The organism is Turicibacter sp. T129, assembly GCF_025594975.1.
Lineage (GTDB): Bacteria > Bacillota_I > Bacilli_A > MOL361 > Turicibacteraceae > Turicibacter > Turicibacter bilis.
The window spans coordinates 24724-31502 of sequence record NZ_JAMQUU010000055.1 but is presented as its reverse complement, the minus strand read 5'-3'; the positions used below and the strand labels follow the sequence as shown (position 1 = coordinate 31502).

The following is a 6779-nucleotide window of genomic DNA, read 5'->3' as shown; positions in this document are numbered from 1 at the left end:
CTTGGTGGCTGAATAGTTACATTAATTTTTGCTTTAATGATTATAATTTTTATGAAAAAAAAAAAATAGGCGAACCATTAATTTTCAGAGTTTAAAAATGATTTGACTTTCTAATTGTTGTCTGTTAAATTATTCAATATTAAATTTTTTGGGGGAAGGTGGTCTAGTGAAACAAAAATTTATTTCAAAGACAATTATGTTTATTTTAAATTTGGTCTTTGTCATGTTTTTTCAAAATATTTTTGGAGTGACTAATAAGATGGTTGGAATTGTTGTTTTAATCATTGGATTAGCTATTACTGAAAAAGACTTAACACAAAACTTAGGCGTGTTAACTATTGAATTATTGATCATTAATTTATTGATGGGAATTTTAAGTTATTTAACCTTATTAAATCCTATTCTAGGATTAGTAATTAATTTCTTCTTTATTTTTTATGTGACTTACGGTACCGTAGCAGGAAATAAAAAGCCGTATCATTTTTCTTTTATTTTAGGTTATTTATTTTTAACCCTGAATTCTCCTCCAACATTAAGTGAATTACCTGGACGTCTAGTTGCATTAACTGGCGGGACGTTTATGATTGTTGGATTACAATGGGTATTTAATCGAAATACTTACACTAAGATTTTAAATACACAATTAGATAGGGTACTAACCTGTTTGCATAAGCGAATGGAACGAATCATTGCAGGAGATAATCGTAGCTATCCAGAAGAGGCGATGTCGCTTCAAGATGGAGTCAGTCGATTTATGAAAGTGACATACGATAGACGAAGTTTTAAAGGGCCGTTAACGCCGGAAAGTATGTATCGCATAACGGAAATAATTGCATTTGAAAAAATGTATTATTTATTAGAGGATGTAGCCCAAGATTATAAAGCAGGGCATATTGATAAAACAGTGCTTAATGAACTTTATACCTTTATTAAAGACCTACAAGAAGGAGATTTATCAGATGCCAACAAATTAATTAGTAAGTGGGAAAAGGACGCAATGCCCGTTTCAATCATTAATTTTAAAAAAGCAGTTCAAGTGTTACAGAGTGCCAAAAAGCAAGAATATCCTCTTTATAAGCAGGGATTATTTAAGCAATTTGTAAAGGGAATTGATAAAGAGTCATATGCTTATAAATTTTCACTTCGATTAGCTATTTTAGTTGGATTTTCGTTATTTATTGTTCAACTATTTAATCTGACTTATGGACGTTGGTTTTGTTTTACTATTCTTGCCCTTGTTCAGCCGGGATTCGAGGAGAGTCGTCAGAAAACAATTTATCGATTCATTGGGACCTTTGTTGGTGTTATTTTATTTATTATTTTAATTAGCGTATTTAAAAATGAGTCCCAGCTAGCAATGATTGTTTTGGTTGCTTCTTATATTGGGACGTATATGAATCGTTATGATTTGAAGATGACTTTTATAACCGTTCAAGCTTTAGGAGCCGCTATTATTGGAACAACAGGATCTATTGTGATTGGAAATCGTGTTTTTTATCTTATCATTGGGGCTTTTGTGGCATATATCGGGAATAAATTCTTGTTTACTATTCATCAACAGGAAGTTAGTCAACATTATTTGGACTTATATGAAAAAGATAAAAAGCATTTATTACTCGAGCCAAAAGATTATCCTCATTCAATGATTGTTGAAGCTTATCATTTTCTACAAGTTGGACAAATAGAAAAAGAAAAATACCAAGAATGGTTAACGATTAGTTTTGATGCATTATCTAAAGCTATTTAAAAAAAATCACCTCTTAATTTATTAGAGGTGATTTTTTTGTATGAAAGACAGGGAAGAAGTAAAAGTTATATAGAAACTGATCATTTTTTCACCTTTTTAGCATAAATTTTAATTGTCTGAATTTTTTAAAAGAGGTTCTATATGCCGTAACAGATATCTTTGATTCGTTAAAAACTAGATAAATAGTGTTCTACTAGTTTGTTAAAAAGATATTCTCTATGGCTACATCTGATAGATTAAAGTTTTGCTAAATGTTTTAGGAAGCGAAAATTAATTAGGCTTCTATAAAATGAGGAAATTTTAAGTAGTTGCGAAGGTCAGCCATTTGTAAGACAGTTTAGTGTTTTTGATGGATAAGATGACTGCGGTAAGATAGTGAAAATTGTTTCAGAAATCATCGAAAGTTCAGCAATAATTAACATTTTTTGATATAATGAGAGAGGAAATTTATCATTTAGGAGGGTTTCAACATGAGACGTGAATTAGCAATTGAGTTTTCTCGTGCCACTGAGGCAGCTGCTTTAGCAGGGTATAAATGGTTAGGACGCGGAGATAAGAACGCAGCAGATGGAGCTGCCGTACTTGCGATGCGTCACGTATTAAATGAGATTAATATTCGCGGTGAGATTGTCATTGGTGAAGGTGAAATCGATGAAGCGCCAATGTTATATATCGGAGAGCGTGTTGGAACTGGATTTGGTGATGATGTCGATATCGCAGTAGACCCAATTGAAGGAACACGTATGACAGCAATGGGACAAGCAAATGCGATGACAACGTTAGCCGTTGGAGAGAAAGGGTCATTCTTAAAAGCACCAGATATGTACATGGAAAAACTCATTGTTGGTCCAAAAGCAAAAGGTGTTATTGATTTAAATTTATCATTAGAAGAAAATATTCGTCGTGTAGCAGAGGCAGTAAACAAGCCATTATCAGCTTTGACAGTGATGACACTTGCTAAACCACGTCATGATGAGCAAATTAAACAAATGCAAGCTTTAGGTGTACGTGTGTTTGCGATTCCAGATGGAGATGTTGCTGCTTCAATCTTAACTTGTATGCCATTTAGTGAAGTTGATATGGTTTATGGAATTGGTGGAGCACCAGAAGGTGTTGTTTCAGCTGCTGTTATTCGTGCTTTAGATGGAGATATGCAAGGACGTTTAGTTTTACGTAAAGATGTTAAAGGTGAAACAGAAGAAAATATTCGTATGAGTAAAGATGAAGCACGTCGTTGCGATGAAATGGGTGTTAAACCAGGTCAAATTTTAAAATTAGAAGATATGGCAAAGAGCGATAACGTGATGTTCTCAGCAACAGGAATCACAAAAGGTGATTTATTAGAAGGAATTATTTGTGAAGATGGAATGGCAACAACAGAAACATTATTAATTCGTGGGAAATCTCGTACTGTTCGTCGTATTCAATCAGTTCACTATTTAGATCGTAAAGATGATCAAATTAAAGAGATTATTTTATAATTTTTAAAATGAAAGAGCCCCCACTGAAATGGGGGCTTATTTATTATCAGAGGTGTAAAGATGTATAGTGCAATAGTCTTAGCAGCGGGAATTGGAAGTCGTATGGGACTTGGATATAATAAAATGTTACATCAAATCAAAGGACAACCAGTTGTTGTTCATACGATAAAAAAGTTTTTAAATGATGTAACATGTGGACAAGTTGTTTTAGTTGTCAATGAATTAGAAATTGAAACGATGCAACAACTTTTAAGTGATGCCGGGGTAAAGAACCCTCGTATTGAAATCGTATCAGGTGGGTCAGAACGACAATATAGTGTCTATCATGGATTACAGGTTGTTCGTGAAGAAGTGGTGTTAGTTCATGATGGAGCACGTCCATTTGTGACACAACAAATGATTTCAGAATGCTTTGAATTAGCGAAAAAGGGTCATCCTTCAATTGTTGCTGTTCCAGTAAAAGATACGATGAAGCGTGTCGTAAATGGAGTAGTTGTTGAAACGCCAAATCGTGATGAGATGTACAGTGTTCAAACGCCTCAAGCCGCACCGACTGAGTTACTAAAAAAGGCTCATGAAGCTGCAAAAAAAACACATTTCTTAGGAACAGATGAAGCGAGTTTAATCGAAAAGTATACGGATATACCAGTTTGTGTCGTTAAAGGTGCTTATACAAATATTAAGTTAACGACACCAGAAGATTTATTAATGGCTGAACAATTATTAGTAGCTGAATAGATACAGCTACTTTTTTTAACACACTACTAGACAATATACAGTAGTGTTTGTTATACTACTAGTGTATAATGCATAATAGTTAATTTATAATTAGAGGATAAATTATAAAATACATAACTATTTAATACATAAAAAAGGTAAATTTTATAAAAATAATAATAATTCAATTTATAAGGAGGACTGTTATGAGAAAGACAGCGTTATATTCAATGTTATTAACTGGATTTGTTTTATTTGGATGCTCAGCAAACAACCAACCGGTTAATCCAACAACAAATTCAAATCCTAATACGAATATTAATACAACGAATCAAGCAAAAATTGATGAACAACAAGCAAAAGAAATCGCATTAAAAGAAGCCGGTGGCGGTCAAGTCACTGAATTTTCATATGATATGGATGATTATACGCCTAATTATGATATTACGGTTCTTAATGGAACGACTGAATATGAATATGAAATTAGCGCTGTTGACGGAAGTATCTTAAAAAGAAGTTTAGAAAATCATCCAACAGGAACGAACACGGTGACAATTGATGAAGCAAAGGTTAAAGAAATTGTAAATAATCAAGTAAAAGGAACAATTGTTAGTATCAAACTAGATCACGATGATGCTCGCTTAGTTTATGATGTGACAGTAGTTGATGAGACATATAAGTATGACTTTGAAATTAGTGCTGTTGATGGTAGTATTGTAAGTCAAGATAAAGAGTTAATTAACCAAGTTTCTAATTCAACGAATACGCAAGGAGTAACAATTGATGAAGCGAAAGCGAGAGAAATTGCTTTAAGTCAAGTCCCAAATGGAACTATTATTGAAATTTCATTTGACTATGAAATGGGTGTTTTAGTGTATGATGTGACGGTTGTTGAAGGAACAACAGAATATGATTTTGAAATCAGTGGTGTTGATGGAAGTATTATTTCAAGAAGTATGGATTCAACATTAGACTAATAAATATATAAAATAATGATATAAAAATGAAAAAATATTTTAAATTTAATGGACTTGTGTTATCATATCACAAGTCTTTTTGATAGATAACTTATTCAAAGGGAGGTTAGAATAGCAGCTTATTGTTGTTAGGAGATGGATTATGAATGCACAGTATAAGAAGGGTGTTTTAGAGCTATGTGTTTTAAAATTAATTCAACAAGATGATTTATATGGTTATGAAACAGTTCAGAAAGTTTCATTTTATATAGAGGTCACAGAAAGTACGATATATCCATTGTTAAGAAGATTAACGAAAGAAGGATATTTAAGTACGTATAATAGAGAATCGAATGAAGGCCCTCCACGTAAATATTATTCAATGACAGTTGAAGGGGAAGTTTATTTGGCAACATTAATAAGAGAATGGGATCAGATGGTAGATTCTGTTCAACGTTTATTGAAAGGAGTGTGATTAATTAATGAATGTTCTTAATCAATGGTTAGAAGAGTTATATCAAGAGTTACAGGGAATTTCAGAAGATGATCGTAAAGATATTTTAGAATCTTACGAGGAACAAATTAATGAAATGATTGACTTAAAGATCAATGAACGTGAAATCTTATCTAAACTAGGGTCACCTAAAAAAGTTGCACAGGAGATTAAACAATCATTTACTGATACAGAGACTGTATCCGCACAAAACAAGCAGATTGTTTTTAATATAAGAGAGAAAACAAACGATGATGTAATTAAAAAGGCAATTTTTATTGTTGTTTGCATTATCTCATTGTTTGTCTCACTATTCTTTTTAATTACTGCTCTTCGCTTAATTATTGGAGGTTTTTTACTATTCCAGTTATCGGCAGGACTTATGATTGCGATATTAGGATTAGGTTTATTGTTTTTAAATATTGGAATTGCCTCAATCTATATTGGTTACTTGGGATATAAGCGAATTAGTGAAAAATTAGATTAAGAAAGTTGGTGACTTACATGCGAAAGAAGGGTTTAGAACGTTATTTAATTATTTCTAGTATTGCATCTATTGTGATTATTGTAGTTAGCTTTGTATCAGCCACTTTTTATAATCCAACAATTAAACAAAGTCTTCAATATGGGGCTGTTTCTGAGTTAATTGAACAATATTCACTAGGTTTAATTGATTTAGAGGATTTATTTGATTAACAGGAAGGAGAGATAAGGATGATTCGAATTGGACATTCAACGGATATTCATCAACTAGTCGAAGGACGAAAGCTAATTTTAGGTGGAGTTGAAATTGAGCATACGAAAGGACTTCTAGGTCATAGTGATGCAGATGCGCTTTGTCATGCGGTAACAGAAGCCATTATTGGTGCTTTAGCGAGAGGTGATATCGGTGCGCATTTTCCAGATACTGACCCACAATATAAAGGAGCTGATTCACGTGTCTTACTTCGCGGGGCGAAAGCGATGATGGATGAAGCTGGATATGTTCTTGGAAACTTAGATGCGACGATTTATGCAGAGCGCCCTAAAATGCGACCACACATTGATGCGATGCGTGCAAATTTGGCAATAGATTTAGACGCTAATTTGGATCAAGTCAATGTTAAAGCAACTCGTGGTGAGAAATTAGGCTTCGTTGGGCGTGAAGAGGGAATTGCAGCTGAATGCGTGGTCTTATTATTTAAAAAAGGTGCCAATTAATCAAGGTTTAACATGATTTTAACAAGAACTTCATTTTTTAATGTTTAGTGCCTGTTATACTAAAGAGGTGAAACTCCTTATAAGAGATTGAAAGCTAAAGGTTGACTTTAGCTTTTTTTCTGTGAAAATATTTAATATTTTGTTTCAATCGTATATAATATGAAAAGAATAAAAGTAGTATTTTA

At 32.9% G+C, this 6779-nt stretch carries 8 protein-coding genes; all 8 read left to right on the top strand.

Annotated features, from left to right (window positions below):
* Window positions 1–166 precede the first annotated feature (166 nt).
* The 8 genes from NEH75_RS10125 to ispF all read left to right on the top strand — a co-directional run bounded on the left by NEH75_RS10125 (window position 167) and on the right by ispF (window position 6594).
* A complete protein-coding gene (locus NEH75_RS10125) occupies window positions 167–1747 on the top strand; it encodes an FUSC family protein (protein ID WP_055305259.1) in 1581 nt (526 codons plus the stop codon).
* Window positions 1748–2217: 470 nt separating this feature from the next.
* On the top strand, window positions 2218–3228 hold the full coding sequence (glpX, locus tag NEH75_RS10120; RefSeq protein WP_055243076.1) for a class II fructose-bisphosphatase: 1011 nt from the start codon (window positions 2218–2220) through the stop codon (window positions 3226–3228).
* A gap of 60 nt (window positions 3229–3288) precedes the next feature.
* Entirely contained in the window at window positions 3289–3966 is a 678-nt protein-coding gene (gene ispD / locus NEH75_RS10115) for a 2-C-methyl-D-erythritol 4-phosphate cytidylyltransferase (protein WP_055243073.1), read from the top strand.
* Between the two features lie 185 nt (window positions 3967–4151).
* The gene (locus tag NEH75_RS10110; protein WP_055243070.1) at window positions 4152–4922 is read left to right on the top strand and encodes a PepSY domain-containing protein; all 771 of its coding nucleotides are present in this window, start codon (window positions 4152–4154) and stop codon (window positions 4920–4922) included.
* Between the two features lie 142 nt (window positions 4923–5064).
* On the top strand, window positions 5065–5376 hold the full coding sequence (locus NEH75_RS10105) for a PadR family transcriptional regulator (protein ID WP_055243069.1): 312 nt from the start codon (window positions 5065–5067) through the stop codon (window positions 5374–5376).
* Window positions 5377–5383: 7 nt separating this feature from the next.
* Window positions 5384–5881 (top strand): DUF1700 domain-containing protein, encoded by a 498-nt coding sequence (locus NEH75_RS10100; RefSeq protein ID WP_055275518.1) that lies wholly within the window; start codon window positions 5384–5386, stop codon window positions 5879–5881.
* Window positions 5882–5898: 17 nt separating this feature from the next.
* Window positions 5899–6090: a hypothetical protein gene (locus tag NEH75_RS10095; protein ID WP_055243067.1), complete on the top strand. Its 192-nt coding sequence runs from the start codon at window positions 5899–5901 to the stop codon at window positions 6088–6090.
* Between the two features lie 18 nt (window positions 6091–6108).
* Window positions 6109–6594, top strand: coding sequence for a 2-C-methyl-D-erythritol 2,4-cyclodiphosphate synthase (ispF, locus tag NEH75_RS10090; protein WP_055275520.1), 486 nt, complete (start codon window positions 6109–6111; stop codon window positions 6592–6594).
* The last annotated feature ends 185 nt before the right edge of the window (window positions 6595–6779 follow it).

Excerpts from the sequence above, each read along its gene's own strand:
- glpX (WP_055243076.1), top strand. The coding sequence starts at position 2,218 with ATGAGACGTGAATTAGCAATTGAGTTTTCTCGTGCCACTGAGGCAGCT.
- ispD (WP_055243073.1), top strand. The coding sequence starts at position 3,289 with ATGTATAGTGCAATAGTCTTAGCAGCGGGAATTGGAAGTCGTATGGGA.
- NEH75_RS10110 (WP_055243070.1), top strand. The coding sequence starts at position 4,152 with ATGAGAAAGACAGCGTTATATTCAATGTTATTAACTGGATTTGTTTTA.
- NEH75_RS10105 (WP_055243069.1), top strand. The coding sequence starts at position 5,065 with ATGAATGCACAGTATAAGAAGGGTGTTTTAGAGCTATGTGTTTTAAAA.
- NEH75_RS10100 (WP_055275518.1), top strand. The coding sequence starts at position 5,384 with ATGAATGTTCTTAATCAATGGTTAGAAGAGTTATATCAAGAGTTACAG.
- NEH75_RS10095 (WP_055243067.1), top strand. The coding sequence starts at position 5,899 with ATGCGAAAGAAGGGTTTAGAACGTTATTTAATTATTTCTAGTATTGCA.
- ispF (WP_055275520.1), top strand. The coding sequence starts at position 6,109 with ATGATTCGAATTGGACATTCAACGGATATTCATCAACTAGTCGAAGGA.